This window comes from Novipirellula galeiformis, assembly GCF_007860095.1.
Classification (GTDB): Bacteria; Planctomycetota; Planctomycetia; order Pirellulales; family Pirellulaceae; genus Novipirellula; species Novipirellula galeiformis.
This window is the reverse complement of sequence record NZ_SJPT01000005.1, coordinates 1-14,427: the sequence shown is the minus strand read 5'-3', so window position 1 is coordinate 14,427 and position 14,427 is coordinate 1. Positions and strand designations below refer to the sequence as shown.

The following is a 14,427-nucleotide window of genomic DNA, read 5'->3' as shown; positions in this document are numbered from 1 at the left end:
TCACCTTCGTCGTTAGACTTCGACTTCAAAAATCGCTTCGATCTCGACCGCGATTCCGCCGGGCAACGAATTGGTTCCCAACGCACTGCGTGCCGCCACACCGGCTTCTTCGCCGAAAACGTCGCGAAACAGTTCGCTGCAACCGTTGATCACGGCGGGTTGCTTGTCGAAACCATCTGAACAACGAACCAATCCGAGCAATTTGACGAGGCGTTTGACCTTGTCGAGGCTACCGAGTTGGGATTGGAGCGTGGCCAACATTCCGAGCCCCGTCAATCGTGCGGCCTCGTAGCCGGCCTCAACGTCCATATCCAAGCCCAAGCGGCCCGTGATCAACGTTTTGTTCGGTTTCATTGGCCCGTGCCCCGACAAATAGGCCAAGTTTCCGACAATCAACATCGGCTTATAAACACCGATGGGTTTTGGAGCGGGGGGTAGTTCAAATCCTAACTCTTTCAACTTCGCTTCTGCATTCATTGGTTCAAACTCCAGGTGGGGATCGATAACGAGATATTGATTGCGGAGAATTCTGCGTCGTGAGAGGCAAGATCGTACCCGGTTCGGAGACGCTTTCCAACTCGCCCCCCGGCCAGATGCTCAGCTAGACTTCTTTCCATAGACCTGGGCGGGGTCGACAAGCCTTTCATCGGCGATGGCGACCGTTCCCTCCGCATTGACCTTGCGAAAGAAGCAACTTTCGAAGCCTTCGTGACACGCCGCCCCTTTCTGGTGCACTTTCAGCAGGATCGTATCGGCGTCGCAGTCGACTCGTATTTCTTCGATCTGTTGCCGATGGCCACTGGTTTCCCCTTTGCGCCAAAGCTGGCTACGACTGCGACTGTAATAGACTGCGTAACCCGATTGCAGGGTTTCCTTCCACGCCTCTTCGTTCATCCAAGCCATCATCAACACGCGATCGTTGGTGGCATCTTGAGCAATGGCAGGAAGTAAGCCGTCGGTACCGCGGGCGAAGTTAGGAAGGGGGGAGTCGTCGGTGGACATGGCAGGAAATGGTCGCTTTTGCGAGAGAACAAAGGGTACAAAAACACGTTCCACAGGACCCTCGGTCGAAAATCCGTGGCGTGTCGACTCACATTATAGGTCGATCCGGCATCGCAGGAACGACTGGCAAATTCAGACAATGCCAAGTCCACTTGCACGACTACCCCCTCGGCGACCGAAAACATTTGCACAACGCCTCGTTGATGTCGGTCCCTCACTCGCGGAAAAACTCCGGCGGCGACCATCCTGATCATCGCCGCCGGATCGGAGTTTTATGCGTCATGTCCACTCCAGCAAAAATGTCGGTAGTGCTGCCCGTTCGTGACGGTGAAAGCCGGATTCGAGAACGCGTCGAATTCGTGCTCGCCGCCCTTGCCGAATTGACTCACGATCCTAGCGAAGTGGTGGTCGTCGATGACGGCAGCCGAGACGCGACCTCCGAAGTGCTCGCCGAACTGCAGTCCCATTACCCTCAACTACGTGTGGTTCGCCATTCACGTCCGCGGGGCATGGAAGCTGCCGGTCAAACCGGATTGGAGCGTGCGACGGGAGAACTCGTCTTCATCCAAGAATCCGATACGATGGTCCGCATCGAAGATCTGCGGCGGTTGCTCAAGGTGAGCGAAGATCACTCCGTCGTCGCCGCTCGCGCCGAAAGCAAGCCGCAACCGATCGCGCCGGCACTGCTTCGTCGCTTACGAGCTTGGGGAACGTCCGCAGATCTGCAGTTTGATGCCCCGCCCGTAGAGGGCACCTCCGCGTGCTTGCAAATGGTACGGCGGCCCCATTTACAGCGATTGGCCGGCCCGGCCGGGGAACAGCTTCGTTTACAAGGCGAGGTTTTGCGATCGACGTCGCTCGAGACGATGTGAGGCCGCGTTGCGTTTCAGTCCGCTGTCTCCGCGAAAACCGCAACGCACCGCCATGCGGTGCCTATCGTTACCGGCCCCATCGTTATTGGCCCAGCCCTAACGCTTGCAGCTGCGTGGCCCAGTTCTCCCAATCGTCGGCTGCGGTTTCAAAATTGACCTGCATCCAACGCACCGGAGTCTCGGGCAAAACACGAGGCGAGAACTTGCTCGATCGCGACAATGGCATTTGACTGCTGTCCCCCATCGCCAAGCGATCTTCGGTTTCGGGACGAAGCAAGTAATCGGCAAGCAAGCCGGCGGCAACCGGATGCGGTGCGTTCTTCAGGACGGCAATTGTATTGGGAATGCGTAGCGTGCCTGGTTGATCGGAGGCTTGATCCGGGTAAATGATTGCGACCGAGCGGCCTAAGTCTTTTTCAATGATGGCATCATCGGTGTCCGTTAAGCCCCAAGCGACCGTTCCAGCGGACACGGCCTGAGCGACCTGCTTATTGCCGGACAAGATCACGGCGTTATCGCGTATCTGTTGCAGTTGGTCGAGCGTCGCTTGGCGCCCTTGGATTTCACGCAGCACCGCAAAGTGCGTGGCGGTGGTACCGAACAAAGGCCGCGCCATCGCACATTGTCCCTTCCATTTTTTGTCGGCAAGGTCGGCTACTGAGCGAGGGTAATCGCTCGGGTTGGGAATCATTTCGGTATTGACGATCAACACGCGCGCTCGAGCGGCGAACCCACACCATGTTCCGTCGCTGGCGATCATCTCCGCTGGCCAGCCCGCTTCGACATTCCAGGATCGCGGTTCGAGTAGCCCCAGTTTCTGTAACCGCAGGGTGTGCATGATTTCGTTGTTCCAGAACAAATCGCAAATCGGTGCCTCTTTCTCAGCGATAATGCGATTGACCAACCCGACCGTCTTGGTCGATTCGATATCGAATTTTCCAATCACACGGGTTTCACTCTCCGTCGACCGCTCGAAGGCATCGAGGATTGGCGTTGCGAATTCTTCGTCCAACGCGGAATAGACCACGACATCGGTCTCGGCGCGCTGGACACATCCGCTGGCGACGAGAAGTGCTGAACACAAAACGAGAAAAGCGGTAAGCTGTGCGTATGAATGGAACACAAATTCAAACCTGGTTAGCGGCATGGTGGATCGTCTCGGGGATGGCAACGGCGACTCTCGCGGATGAATTTCACAACGTGACCGGCCAACATATCGTGCTCACCTCGGACATCGAATCGGAGGCCGAGGCGAACGAATTGGTCGCGTCGTTCGATCACGCCGTCGAGCAATGGCGAGAATTCTGGGGATTGCCCGAGCGTTCGCTCGACGCTTGGAGTGTGAAGGCGTTTGTGATGCAAAACAAGCCGTCTTTCCAGAGTGCTGGATTGATCGATCCTCGAGTTCCCGATTTCAAGGAGGGGTACGCGCTGGGAAACTCCATTTGGATTATGTCTCAACCGAGCCCCTATTACACCCGCCACTTGCTGCTTCACGAAGGGGTCCACGCGCTCGCGTTTGATCAATTCGGCGGCGCGGGGCCCTCCTGGTTTATGGAGGGAACCGCGGAATTATTGGCGACTCACCAAGGGGCTGGAGCGACCACAATCATCAATCGCTTTCCCGCCGACCGATCTTCGGTTCCCTATTGGGGGCGATTGAAATTGATGAGCCAACGGCGAGACGACGGGGCGGTCCCCACGCTCGAGACGGTCATGCGATACCCCGCCAATCTCAATGCGGACGTCGAAAGCTATGGTTGGTGCTGGGCAGCGGCGATGTTGTTATCACAGTACGATGAGTACCGCGATGTGTTTCGCGCGTCCGCTCGAAGTGGACGCGACTCGGGGCCGAACTTTACACGCCAAATCTATCAACGATTGTTGCCCGAGTGGCCGGCCGTGATTGCCCGTTGGCGGTTGATGTGCCATCAACTCGATTACGGCTTTGATTGGTCGCGCGAAAGGGTGACGTTGTCGGTCGATGACCCCAGTTGGCAGGGACAGCCGCTCGCGATCAACGTCGCCGCCGACCAAGGATGGCAATCTCTCGGTGTCCGCATCCCCGCAGGCAGTCGCTTGAACCTCGCTGCGGTTGGCCGCTGTGTGATTGCCAAGCGAGCGAAGGACTGGGTAAGCGAACCAGCGGGAGTCACGATCGAGTATGTCAACGGTCGACCGCTGGGCCAGTTGGTTGTCTGCTTGGTCTCGGTAACGCATACGAATCAACCGACGTGTGAACCGCTCAAAACGATTTCAGTCGCCTCGGAAGCCGAGATCACCGTGGAGGCCGAAAGTTGGTTGGTGCTGCAGATTAACGACCGAGTTGACAGCCGTAGTGAGAATTCAGGCGTCTATGCAGTGAATGTCTCCGCGAAATAACACCTCGGCTAGGTGAGCAAACCTTCGGTAATGTTTTGAGGTTGCGTGTTTTTCATAACCCGCCGCGTCAGCGAGGGAATCTCACACTTGACTCGGTCCCTCGATAACGCGTCGGGTTCGTATTGCCTGGGAAAAACGGCAATGACGCGACTTGAAAACGACGATGCGAGGGCTGACCAAGCCGAGTTTCTCTAAGCAAGCGGAATCTATTCCCGAGGCGGTGCCGGAACAGGCTCCGTCAACATCGGCAATCGCATCTCGATCAGCCGATCCAAGCGGGTCATTGCAAAGACTTTTTGCAAGTTCTTGTGGGCATTTTTGAGCATCAGACTTCCCCCGCGGCTTCTCGCTGAGAGCTGCAAGCGAATCAATTCCGACAACTCATTGCTGTCAATCCTTTCCACATTGGAAAGGTCGATCACAACCACTTCCCCCTCCGTCAGGGCCGCTTCTTGTTTTGCGACGACTAACCAATGGCGATTGCGTTCCGCTTCACCGGGGGGTGATGGCGCTCCCTGGGCCGATGAAACCGGAGCGGGCGAATCGTGGCGATAATCCTGGCTAACAGTCATTGTTTGCCGTTCCCCAGTGGAGTGTGAATGAAGCGTGAACTCCTTTCTTTACCGCACGTTACATACCATAAATGGCATCCTGAGAATGACGCATGCAATGGGGGTTAATGGTCCGCTGCAGCCGCCTAACGGTGTGGATATTGGTGAGTCGCGATTCGGATCGTTCCACTGACAGGGATGATTTGCCTGAAAAAACAGCAGACAGCCTGATTCTTGCGCATTTTAGAGCGCCTTCGCCTTTCGATGTTTTGGGGGTCGGCCTCTTGGACAATCCAAACGGACTCCCGCTGGCGGGGCGGGCGTTGTCTCCCCCGCCTCTCCCGTGCGTTGTATCCGCCCACCTCCCCGCTGCCCCTCCCTCGCTTGTGCCTGGGGATTAAATCGCTGGCCTTGTTGAAACTGGCCATGTTAAAAACGGTGTTGATACCGTGTTTTGGCCTTTTCGGGTTGGTATAATGGGAGCCTCCCCTCCCTTCCCGCCGCACGTGCCTACGCATCGCATGCCTCTCCGCTCGACGGGGGCTCCGCTCGATTGGCGGGCACATCGATTGGCGGGCACAGAGTTCGCCATTGCCATGCCACCGTGATGTGAATTCCCCGATTGCATTTCGAGCCTACCACGAACCACGCATTACTGAGCATCGTGTTCCACTTTCACCTTTACTGCCGCATCGCGATCGTCACTATCGTCGGCTTCGTTATGCCAAGATTGCATGCGAAATCGGAAGAGGTGGAACGAGGGAGGTCGATTTATGTAAGTCAATGTGCATCGTGCCACGGCGGCGAAGGCCAAGGCGTTGAGTCTGAGTACGCAAACGCACTGGCGGGCGACGCGTCGCTGGGGCAGCTGGCAAAGATCATTTCGGAGACGATGCCCGAAGATGATCCAGAGTCTTGTCAAGGCGAGGATGCGGTCGCGGTCGCAAATTACATTTACAAATCCTTCTACAGCGAAGCAGCTCGCGTTCGCAATCGTCCTCCGAAAATTAGTTTATCGCGTTTGACTGGCGACCAATTGCGTCAGAGCTTGGCGGACCTGTTTGCAAAATTGTCGGGCAGCGGTTGGAACCACGATGAACACGGTGTTCGTGGCATCTACTTCGATACTCCGCGATGGAAGAACGAAGCCAAGATGATCGAACGCACCGATCCGGTGCTCGATTTTGATTTCGGTCACGACGGACCGGGCGAAGGGATCAAGCCCGAAGAGTACTATATCCATTGGAGCGGCACGCTGATGCCGGATCGTACGGGCGAATACGAAATCGTGCTGCGCAGCACCTGTTCGTGCAAAATGTCGCTCGGCGGGCCGCAACGGATTTTTATTGACAACCATGTGCAATCCGCAGGTCGCACCGAGTTCCGCAAACGCATCCAATTGACTGCCGGTCGCGGTTACCCGGTCAAATTGGAGTTCACTCAACGGAAACGCAAAACGGAGCAACCCCCGGCCTCGCTATCGCTCTCCTGGATTCCCCCAGGCGGCGTCGAATCGATCATTCCCGAGCGGCAATGGTTGTCGGTCAGTTTCCCCGCTGCGTTTTCGTTGCAAGCGAAATTGCCGCCGGATGACCGCAGCTACGGCTATGAACGTGGTACCGAAATCAGTCGTATTTGGGATGATTCGACGACTCAATCCGCGGTCGAGTTTTCCAAGTTGGTCGCGGAGGAGCTGTGGCCTCAGTACCAACAAAAAAACAAAAAGCAGCCGAACGAGAATCGTGCACTGCTGCGTCGTTTCCTCGAAGAAATTGTGAGCACGGCGTTTCGCGGCGCGCTGCCGGACGAGACTCGCCAAATCTATATCGATAAACAACTCGATGCCACAGATGATGACGGCGAAGCGATTCGCCGCGTAATGTTGCTGACGCTGAAATCGCCACGCTTTTTGTACCCGCTGCTTGACTCCCATTCGTCTCGCTCCCAACGCGCAGCGAATCGGCTTGCGTTAGTGATGTTTGATTCACTTCCAACCGGCGATGGGCTTGTTGCGAAGGTCGGCAAAAACGAACTCGCGCACGAGGCTCAAATCAGACAAACCGCTGGCTCTATGGTGAACGATTATCGCACCAAGGCGAAAACACGCGAGTTTCTGTTGAATTGGTTCGAGGTCGCTGAGACCGACGAAATCAGCAAGGACAACGAGATCTATCCCGGTTTTGACAAGGCGCTTGTGAGCGACTTACGCAATTCGTTTGCGGCCATGATCGACGAAATCGTGTGGAGCGAAGCAAGCGACTATCGCCAGCTTTTCCAAGCCGACTGGGCTTACACCACCCCGCGTCTGGCGGAGTTCTATGGGGATGCGTGGAAGCCCCTCGAGCAGAGCGAGACGGCAAACCAAGAGCAGAGCGAGACGGCAAACCAAGCGCAGAGCGAGACGGCGAACCAAGCCGGTCAACTCGTCCGCAGCGTCGCAGACCCCGCATCACGAATGGGGCTGTTGAATCATCCGCTCTTGATGAGCAAATTGTCCTACTTCCAAACGACGTCCCCGATTCACCGCGGTGTGTTCCTGTATCGCTATATGTTCGGGCGAACGTTGCGGCCTCCGAATGCAGCGTTTTCCCCCTTGAACGCCGATCTGCATCCTCAATTGACGACTCGAGAGCGGGTGGAGCTGCAAACCAATGAGGTGAACTGCCTGGTTTGCCACGACAAAATCAATCCGCTCGGATTTGCACTGGAAGGCTTCGACGCGGTTGGCCGATTAAGAGAACAGGAGAACGACCGACCGATCGATGCCAGCGGCGGTTATGAAGACCGCCAAGGCAACACGGTCCAATTCAAGAACGCCCGCGATTTGGCAGACTACCTCGTCCAAAGCGAGGATGCACACCGCGCGTTCGTCGAAGCCGCTTTTGAATATTTTGTCAAACAGCCGATCGGAGCTTACGGCCCCGACACGCTTACCGAATTGACCGAGCAATTTCGAAACAGCGGATTCAAAATCCGAGATTTGATTGTTTCGATCGCCGTCACCGCGGCAACCGAACCTGTGAATCCTACCCCAGAAACCTAGGCAGTATTACGATGAATGCTTCACCTTCTCGCCGCGAGTTCCTGACCAAGTTGGGCGTCAGCGCCGCTGCCGCGAATTTCTTGTTCAGTCTGCCGAGTCTAGGTTGGGCGGCCGCGACCTCCGCACGAAAGCAACGGATCGTCTTTCTGTTCAGCCCCAACGGGGTGATTCCAGACCACTTTTGGCCTGACAAGGAAGGACGCGATTACGACATCAAACGGATCCTCGAGCCGTTGGCTGGTTTCAAGGATCAAATGATGACGCTGCATGGCGTGTGCAACAAAATCCAAGGCGATGGCGACGGCCACATGCGTGGGATCGGTTGCTTGTTGACCGGCGTCGAATTGTTCCCCGGTGATATCCAGGGTGGTTCGGATACACCGGCCGGCTGGTCCCAAGGCATTTCGATTGACCAATATCTAAAACAACAAATGCAAGCGGACCCGACAAAGCAAACTCGCTTTGGATCGCTTGAATTTGGTGTCATGGTCCCCGAACGCGCCGATACCTGGACCCGGATGTCTTACGCCGGTCCCAATCAACCGGTTGCACCAATCAGCGATCCTTATCAAATGTTTGATAAACTCTACGGGCAAAGCAAAAATCGTGAACTGCTAGCGAGTGTGTTGGATGATTTGAGCGAAGATTTTCGCCGCGTCGAAAAGATGATCAGCAGCGAAGATCGACGGATCCTCGAGGAGCATGTCGCAATGGTCCGTTCGGTCGAAAAGGAACTGCAAACCGAACTGGAGCAATCGAAAAAGAAGGCCGACGTAGGGCATGCTATTCCCAATATGCCACCCAACGTTGACACCGAAAACGACAACATGCCGCAGATTGCTAAGATGCAAATCGAGTTGTTGGTCAATAGCTTCGCAGCGGACTATGCCCGTGTCGCCACCTATCAAATCACCAATAGCGTCGGGAACGCGAAGATGCGTTGGCTCGGAATCGACGAAGGTCACCACGGGTTGTCGCACGAGCCCGACAAGAACGAGGCGGCGTACGAAAAATTGATCAAGATCAATACTTGGTACGGCGAGCAAGTGGCGTTGTTGGCCAAGCGACTCGCTGAAACACCCGAGCCCGATGGCAGCGGCTCGCTCTTGGATAACACCACGATCGTGTGGACCAACGAGCTCGGCAAAGGCAACTCTCACACCCGCAACAACATCCCCTTTGTGTTGGTCGGTGGTGGCCTCGGGTTCGATACCGGTCGGGCGATGAAGTTCAAAAATGTCGCACACAACCGCTTGCTGCTTAGCATCGCCGAAGCGATGGGGCACCCCGCAGAGAGCTTCGGTAACCCTGACTATTGTGGTGAAGGTGCGTTGACTGGCTTGGTCTAATCAAGGCCCGATTGACGATTGGGCTTGTTGTTTGATTTCGTCCATGGATAACCCCAGGCGTTGCCTGGGGCGGTTATCGGGCTGCCCCTTTGAAGCGAAACGTGGAACAAATCGTGTGCCCACGTTTCTCCCTGACAACGTCAAACGTTTAGCAGCCAACGTTTAGCAGCCTAGGATAAGCCCTTAATCCCCGTTTCCAATTGCTACCGTTCCCAAATGCTAACGGGACTGAGGCCCCAGCGGCGGATCGATTGGCGGCCGCAGCTTGGCACTCTCTGCAATGCGAACTATGAAATACCCGGGTTAAAGCACGCTCGCTGCGATTGCGATCACGACAAGGCTGGCAAAACAACCTTGGCGAAGCCGAACCGCGATGGGCTGGCGGACGGTAAACCAGCCCGCTGGGGCGTCGATCGAGAGCGTCTGGCCCGAATGGGGGTCTTGTGATTCACTCCTGAACTTGGCCGACACCACTGGCGGCATTGGCGAGGCGGGAAATGAGATGCACCATGCTGCGAAGATTATGCTAGCAGCCCCCGCGATCAAAAACGCTGAAAGAAAAGGAATGGAATTGCGATGCGGTGAGGGCGGGTTTCTCTGCAGCGCCGGAGCGGGCGGAGTGGAGGCCTTCGCCGGGACCGCTGCTTCAAACGACATTTGGGCAATCTCGGTTTGGGCAATCTCGGCGGAGTTGCTTGCATGCCCTGCTTCCTTCGCTGCCTTGGCTCGATCCGTCGCGGCGTAAATCTCGGCAACCTCCATCTGCCAACGGGCGAGTGAATCTTGGGCCGAGATGGGAGTCGCCTGCGGCGGGTTCGTGAACGGAGCCCCCGCCCCTGAATCGCTTAAAACGGTGTTCGTTTTAGCTGCATCCTCGGCGACTGGCGTCCACTGAATGGCCAAGACGAACGAAGAAACCGCGACCAGTAGCAGGTCGCGGGCATCGACACGCTGATACTTCCTTGTGAACATCCATCCTCCAACGCAAGTGAGTTTCCTAGTAGTATCTATCGGGCAGCCGGTATGGGCTGGCCCAGTCATTTGTCCGGTTCTAGGTAGGCTTGTCGTGTTTCGAATCAAAATTTGTGGAGTTCGCTTCAAGTCGGACATTGATGCAGTGCGTTCGGCGGGGGCCGACGCAGTGGGGCTCAACTTCTTCCCACCCAGCGTGCGTTACCTTGATCCCGCCGCGGATGCAACGGCCGAGTTGTCCGCGTTCGCTCACGCGGGGGGGCTTTACCGTGTCGGCGTGTTTGTCAATGAATCGGCGGGGCGGATTGGCGACGTTGTCGCGAAAGTCGGCCTCGACGCGATCCAGTTGCATGGGGACGAGCGGGTTTCCGATCTCGCGGACTATCAAAACTTGGGGCTACCGCTCATTCACGCGGTCAAGCTTCCCGCCGGCACCTTGGCTCCCGAGGAAATTGAGCGATTGGCCCGTCCCTGGATTGATCGGGACTGTCAAATCTTGCTCGATGTCGACGCGGGCCCGCAACACGGCGGCAGCGGTCAATCGCTCGATTGGGACAGCCTAGAGCGATGGTCGGCGCAACACGCCAACGTCCGCTGGGCGTTAGCGGGTGGATTGCACTCACAAAACGTGGCCGCGGCGATCCAAGCATCGGGGGCGAAAAGCGTTGATGTGGCGAGTGGCGTCGAAGCGCCGCGAGGCCAGAAATCGAGTGATTTGATTCATCAATTCTGCGTTCAAACGCGGAGTGCCTGGGGCTAATTTCGGCGCGGGCATTTGAATCATCCAGTTTGCCCCGTGCGAAAAAGTCTGTTTCCGTTTATCATGCCGCACGTCGTTGCGGTGCGATCGAGCACCAGCACACCCTGAGAGCTCAAGTGCGTTCGGGGGATTGCGAACCAGCGGGAGTCCCTGTGTTCGGTTCGCAACCCCTCTGACGCGCTCGTTCCAACCCTTTTTCAACATTGGAGTATGCAGTGTCACAAGTCGAAACCAACCGACTTCCTTACAAGGTCAAAGACATCACGCTTGCGGAATTCGGCCGCAAGGAGATCCAGCTCGCTGAAAACGAAATGCCCGGTTTGATGGCGCTTCGTGAAAAGTATGGCCAAGCCAAGCCTCTTGCCGGAGCTCGCATCGCGGGCTGCCTGCACATGACCATCCAAACCGCGGTTTTGATCGAAACGTTGGTCGAACTGGGGGCCGAAGTCACCTGGAGCAGCTGTAACATTTTCAGCACCCAAGATCACGCCGCCGCCGCGATCGCAGCGGCCGGCGTCCCTGTCTACGCCTGGAAAGGCATGAACGACGAAGAGTTCGATTGGTGCATCGAACAAACCTTGCATTTCCCCTCGGGCAAGCCAATCAACATGATCTTGGACGATGGGGGCGACTTGACCGCAATGGTTCACGACAAGTTCCCAGAGTTGCTCACTGAAATTCGTGGCATCAGCGAAGAAACCACCGCTGGCGTGCACCGTTTAGAAGTCCTCAATCGCTCAGGCAAGCTGCAAGTGCCTGCGTTCAATGTCAACGACTCGGCCACCAAGAGTAAGTTTGACAACTTGTACGGTTGCCGCGAATCGCTTGCCGACGGTGTCAAGCGAGCTACCGACGTGATGTTGGCCGGTAAGGTTGCCGTGGTTTGTGGCTACGGTGACGTTGGCAAGGGCTGTGCCCACTCGCTGCAACGTTATGGTTGCCGCGTGATCGTGACTGAAATCGATCCGATCAATGCATTGCAAGCAGCGATGGAAGGTTTCGAAGTCACCACGATGGAAGACGCTTGCAAAGAAGGCCACCTCTACGTCACCACGACTGGCAACAAGGACATTATCCTCGGCCAACACATGGTCGAGATGCCCGAAGATGCCATCCTTTGTAACATCGGTCACTTCGATACCGAAATCGACGTCGCATGGTTGGAAGCGGAAGTCGCCGCCGGACGTGCTACCAAGGATGAGATCAAGCCATCGGATATCGGCGCGGTGGATCGCTACACGTTCAAGGACAGTGGACGCAGCATCCTGATCTTGGCCAAGGGGCGTTTGGTTAACTTGGGTTGCGCCACAGGTCACCCTAGCTTCGTGATGAGCACCTCGTTTACGAACCAAGTCTTGGCCCAAATCGAATTGTGGACTAAGCATGGCGAGTACGAAAACAAGGTTTACATGTTGCCCAAAGCACTCGACGAAGAAGTCGCGCGATTGCACCTGGGTAAACTTGGCGTCAAGCTGACCACCCTGACCGCCGATCAAGCTGAATACATGGGCGTTCCAGTCGAAGGGCCCTACAAGCCGGATCACTACCGATACTAGGTCTTGATGCGTTTCGCTTACGCAGTAAAGCGTCACGGATAATCACGAACTCGGCCCTCACCGGCCGAGTTTTTTTTCGCGCATTCAGGTCCGATCGCATGGAGACCCAGTCACATGGGGTCTCATGTGATAATGGCTTTGTCTGCCCGCATTGCGTGCCCACGATTACGCTGCGGATGTTAACATCATCGTCAAGCGTGAATGGGGCTTGTCTCCTCTAAAGCAAATCAAACGATGCCACAAATCGCTCCCTTTGCAGCCGTTCGTTACAACTTGAATCATATTGGTTCCCTGTCGGATGTGATCGCACCGCCCTATGACGTTATCGATCCTCAGTTGCAAGATCAGCTCTACCGAAAGCATCCCGCCAACGTTGTTCGTATCATCTTGAACCGCTCTGAGCCCGGCGACGCCGAGGACGAAAAGTACGTGCGAGCGGCAAAGTTTGTAACCCAGTGGAAGAGCGAAGGGGTGCTAAGGCAAGACGAAACGTGTGCGTACTACGTCTATCACCAAACCTTCGCGATCGAGGGGCAAACGTTCATTCGTCGTGGCTTTGTGGCTCGCGTTCGCATCCAACCGTTTGGTGAAGGTGATATTTATCCTCACGAAGAAACTCACCCCAAGGCCAAGGTCGATCGCTTGAAGTTGACCCAAGCCACCAAGCAGAACAACAGCCAGATCTTTGGCCTCTACCCTGATCCTCAAAACGAGATCATTTCGCTGCTTGATGCTGCAACCGTTGGCGTCGAGCCGGTCGAGGCGATTGACCATCTAGATGTCAAACATGAGTTGTGGCCGGTGACCGATGCCGGCGTGATCCAGCGAGTCAGTCAGCTGATGCAAGACAAGCCAATGTTTGTCGCCGATGGCCACCATCGCTACGAAACGGCCGCCAACTATCGCGATCAAATCATTGCGGAGGATGGTGCTCTGCCAAGCGACCATCCCGCGAACTTCGTAATGACGGTGCTGGTCGGAATGAGCGACCCGGGGATGATCGTCTTGCCAACCCACCGATTGCTTCGTGGCACCGAACGCTTTTCCTCTGCCGAAATCACCGCTCGGCTCGCCGGTTGCTTTGATTGTGAAATCGTCGCTGGAGGGCTCGATGGCGCCAATGCGGTCTGGTCCAGCATGCAATCCGCAGACGATCAAGGCTTGATCGGTTTGTACGCCTGTAAAGATGATACGTGGGTTCTTTGTAAAGCCAATGATGGTGCGGCCGAGAAGATGCAATCGCTGGCGCCGGGCCAGAGTAAGGATTGGCAGTGTCTGGGAGTCAGCCTACTGCATCGATTGGTGATCGACGAACTGCTCCAGTGCGAAGGGCACCCGAAGCCCACCTATGTCCACGATGTTAACGAAGTGCTGAGAGGGATGCGGGGTGAAGGCAGTCAAGCGGAGAGCGACAGCGACGAGCCTTATACGCTCGCTGCGCTTGTGATGCCCGCGAAGCTAGAGCGCGTCGAAGCGATCAGTTTGCACAAGGAGCGGATGCCTGCGAAAAGTACTTACTTCTATCCTAAGTTGCTCAGCGGGCTCACCTTCAATCCTCTAGCTTGACTGTGAGGGCTCTCCACAAACCGAAAACGCTCGCTCCCATGCTCCTCGTAGCAGCCTGAGGGACAGAGCATCATTTCGGGGGTTGACTTTGGGCGGGGCCAGGGGAACCATTCTCTTAGCGGAGATTGGACGGTTCCTTCAACTCTGGCGAGGTGCAAGATGGGGCGTTTGTCACGCTGCGAAGTCTTCGATCCTGGCGAAATCGCGATCGCTCACGTTCACAATCGAACTGTCCGGCGATGCTTCTTGATGGGGGATGATCCTTACTCGGGAAAAAACTTCGACCATCGCAAAGTCTGGATCGAACAGCATTTGCAGCAATTCGCTGCCGCCTTCGGGATTGATCTGTTGGGATTCGCGATTCTCTCGATCAT

At 56.1% G+C, this 14,427-nt stretch carries 13 protein-coding genes; 7 read left to right on the top strand and 6 right to left on the bottom strand.

Annotation, left to right across the window (positions count from 1 at the left end; translation table 11 throughout):
* Positions 1 to 12 precede the first annotated feature (12 nt).
* On the bottom strand, positions 13 to 477 hold the full coding sequence (locus Pla52o_RS14015) for a RidA family protein (protein ID WP_146595267.1): 465 nt from the start codon (positions 475 to 477) through the stop codon (positions 13 to 15).
* A gap of 120 nt (positions 478 to 597) precedes the next feature.
* The gene (hisI, locus tag Pla52o_RS14010) at positions 598 to 1,002 is read right to left on the bottom strand and encodes a phosphoribosyl-AMP cyclohydrolase (RefSeq protein WP_146595266.1); all 405 of its coding nucleotides are present in this window, start codon (positions 1,000 to 1,002) and stop codon (positions 598 to 600) included.
* Between the two features lie 281 nt (positions 1,003 to 1,283).
* Here hisI and Pla52o_RS14005 point away from each other — a divergent pair, with 281 nt between their 5' ends.
* Positions 1,284 to 1,874 (top strand): glycosyltransferase family 2 protein, encoded by a 591-nt coding sequence (locus tag Pla52o_RS14005; RefSeq protein WP_197169239.1) that lies wholly within the window; start codon positions 1,284 to 1,286, stop codon positions 1,872 to 1,874.
* 82 nt (positions 1,875 to 1,956) lie between these two features.
* Here the strand turns inward: Pla52o_RS14005 and Pla52o_RS14000 are convergent, their stop codons facing one another.
* On the bottom strand, positions 1,957 to 2,958 hold the full coding sequence (locus Pla52o_RS14000) for an extracellular solute-binding protein (protein ID WP_231612329.1): 1,002 nt from the start codon (positions 2,956 to 2,958) through the stop codon (positions 1,957 to 1,959).
* Positions 2,959 to 2,984: 26 nt separating this feature from the next.
* Here Pla52o_RS14000 and Pla52o_RS13995 point away from each other — a divergent pair, with 26 nt between their 5' ends.
* Positions 2,985 to 4,256, top strand: coding sequence for a hypothetical protein (locus Pla52o_RS13995; RefSeq protein WP_146595263.1), 1,272 nt, complete (start codon positions 2,985 to 2,987; stop codon positions 4,254 to 4,256).
* A 206-nt stretch (positions 4,257 to 4,462) separates the two neighbouring features.
* Here the strand turns inward: Pla52o_RS13995 and Pla52o_RS13990 are convergent, their stop codons facing one another.
* The gene (locus Pla52o_RS13990) at positions 4,463 to 4,828 is read right to left on the bottom strand and encodes an STAS domain-containing protein (protein ID WP_146595262.1); all 366 of its coding nucleotides are present in this window, start codon (positions 4,826 to 4,828) and stop codon (positions 4,463 to 4,465) included.
* Between the two features lie 700 nt (positions 4,829 to 5,528).
* On the opposite strand from Pla52o_RS13990, the gene Pla52o_RS13985 reads away from it, so the two are divergent.
* Together Pla52o_RS13985 and Pla52o_RS13980 are read left to right on the top strand one after the other, a co-directional pair.
* Positions 5,529 to 7,850: a DUF1588 domain-containing protein gene (locus Pla52o_RS13985; protein WP_146595261.1), complete on the top strand. Its 2,322-nt coding sequence runs from the start codon at positions 5,529 to 5,531 to the stop codon at positions 7,848 to 7,850.
* Between the two features lie 11 nt (positions 7,851 to 7,861).
* A complete protein-coding gene (locus Pla52o_RS13980) occupies positions 7,862 to 9,199 on the top strand; it encodes a DUF1552 domain-containing protein (protein WP_146595260.1) in 1,338 nt (445 codons plus the stop codon).
* Positions 9,200 to 9,502: 303 nt separating this feature from the next.
* Here Pla52o_RS13980 and Pla52o_RS13975 read toward each other — a convergent pair whose 3' ends face one another.
* On the bottom strand, positions 9,503 to 10,171 hold the full coding sequence (locus tag Pla52o_RS13975; protein WP_146595259.1) for a hypothetical protein: 669 nt from the start codon (positions 10,169 to 10,171) through the stop codon (positions 9,503 to 9,505).
* Between the two features lie 94 nt (positions 10,172 to 10,265).
* Here Pla52o_RS13975 and Pla52o_RS13970 point away from each other — a divergent pair, with 94 nt between their 5' ends.
* The 3 genes from Pla52o_RS13970 to Pla52o_RS13960 all read left to right on the top strand — a co-directional run bounded on the left by Pla52o_RS13970 (position 10,266) and on the right by Pla52o_RS13960 (position 14,053).
* Positions 10,266 to 10,931, top strand: a complete 666-nt coding sequence (locus tag Pla52o_RS13970) for a phosphoribosylanthranilate isomerase (RefSeq protein WP_231612328.1) — start codon at positions 10,266 to 10,268, stop codon at positions 10,929 to 10,931.
* 215 nt (positions 10,932 to 11,146) lie between these two features.
* On the top strand, positions 11,147 to 12,487 hold the full coding sequence (gene ahcY / locus Pla52o_RS13965) for an adenosylhomocysteinase (protein WP_146595258.1): 1,341 nt from the start codon (positions 11,147 to 11,149) through the stop codon (positions 12,485 to 12,487).
* A gap of 234 nt (positions 12,488 to 12,721) precedes the next feature.
* On the top strand, positions 12,722 to 14,053 hold the full coding sequence (locus Pla52o_RS13960; protein WP_146595257.1) for a DUF1015 domain-containing protein: 1,332 nt from the start codon (positions 12,722 to 12,724) through the stop codon (positions 14,051 to 14,053).
* A 171-nt stretch (positions 14,054 to 14,224) separates the two neighbouring features.
* Here the strand turns inward: Pla52o_RS13960 and Pla52o_RS26920 are convergent.
* The coding region (locus Pla52o_RS26920; protein ID WP_197169237.1) for a hypothetical protein at positions 14,225 to 14,427 on the bottom strand (203 nt) is incomplete at its 5' end.

Bases quoted from the DNA above. Each gene is read 5' to 3' on its own strand.
- Pla52o_RS13980 (WP_146595260.1), top strand. From the start codon at position 7,862: ATGAATGCTTCACCTTCTCGCCGCGAGTTCCTGACCAAGTTGGGCGTC.
- Pla52o_RS13995 (WP_146595263.1), top strand. From the start codon at position 2,985: ATGAATGGAACACAAATTCAAACCTGGTTAGCGGCATGGTGGATCGTC.
- Pla52o_RS14005 (WP_197169239.1), top strand. From the start codon at position 1,284: ATGTCCACTCCAGCAAAAATGTCGGTAGTGCTGCCCGTTCGTGACGGT.
- Pla52o_RS13990 (WP_146595262.1), bottom strand. From the start codon at position 4,828: ATGACTGTTAGCCAGGATTATCGCCACGATTCGCCCGCTCCGGTTTCA.
- Pla52o_RS13975 (WP_146595259.1), bottom strand. From the start codon at position 10,171: ATGTTCACAAGGAAGTATCAGCGTGTCGATGCCCGCGACCTGCTACTG.
- hisI (WP_146595266.1), bottom strand. From the start codon at position 1,002: ATGTCCACCGACGACTCCCCCCTTCCTAACTTCGCCCGCGGTACCGAC.
- Pla52o_RS13985 (WP_146595261.1), top strand. From the start codon at position 5,529: ATGCCAAGATTGCATGCGAAATCGGAAGAGGTGGAACGAGGGAGGTCG.
- Pla52o_RS13960 (WP_146595257.1), top strand. From the start codon at position 12,722: ATGCCACAAATCGCTCCCTTTGCAGCCGTTCGTTACAACTTGAATCAT.
- Pla52o_RS14015 (WP_146595267.1), bottom strand. From the start codon at position 477: ATGAATGCAGAAGCGAAGTTGAAAGAGTTAGGATTTGAACTACCCCCC.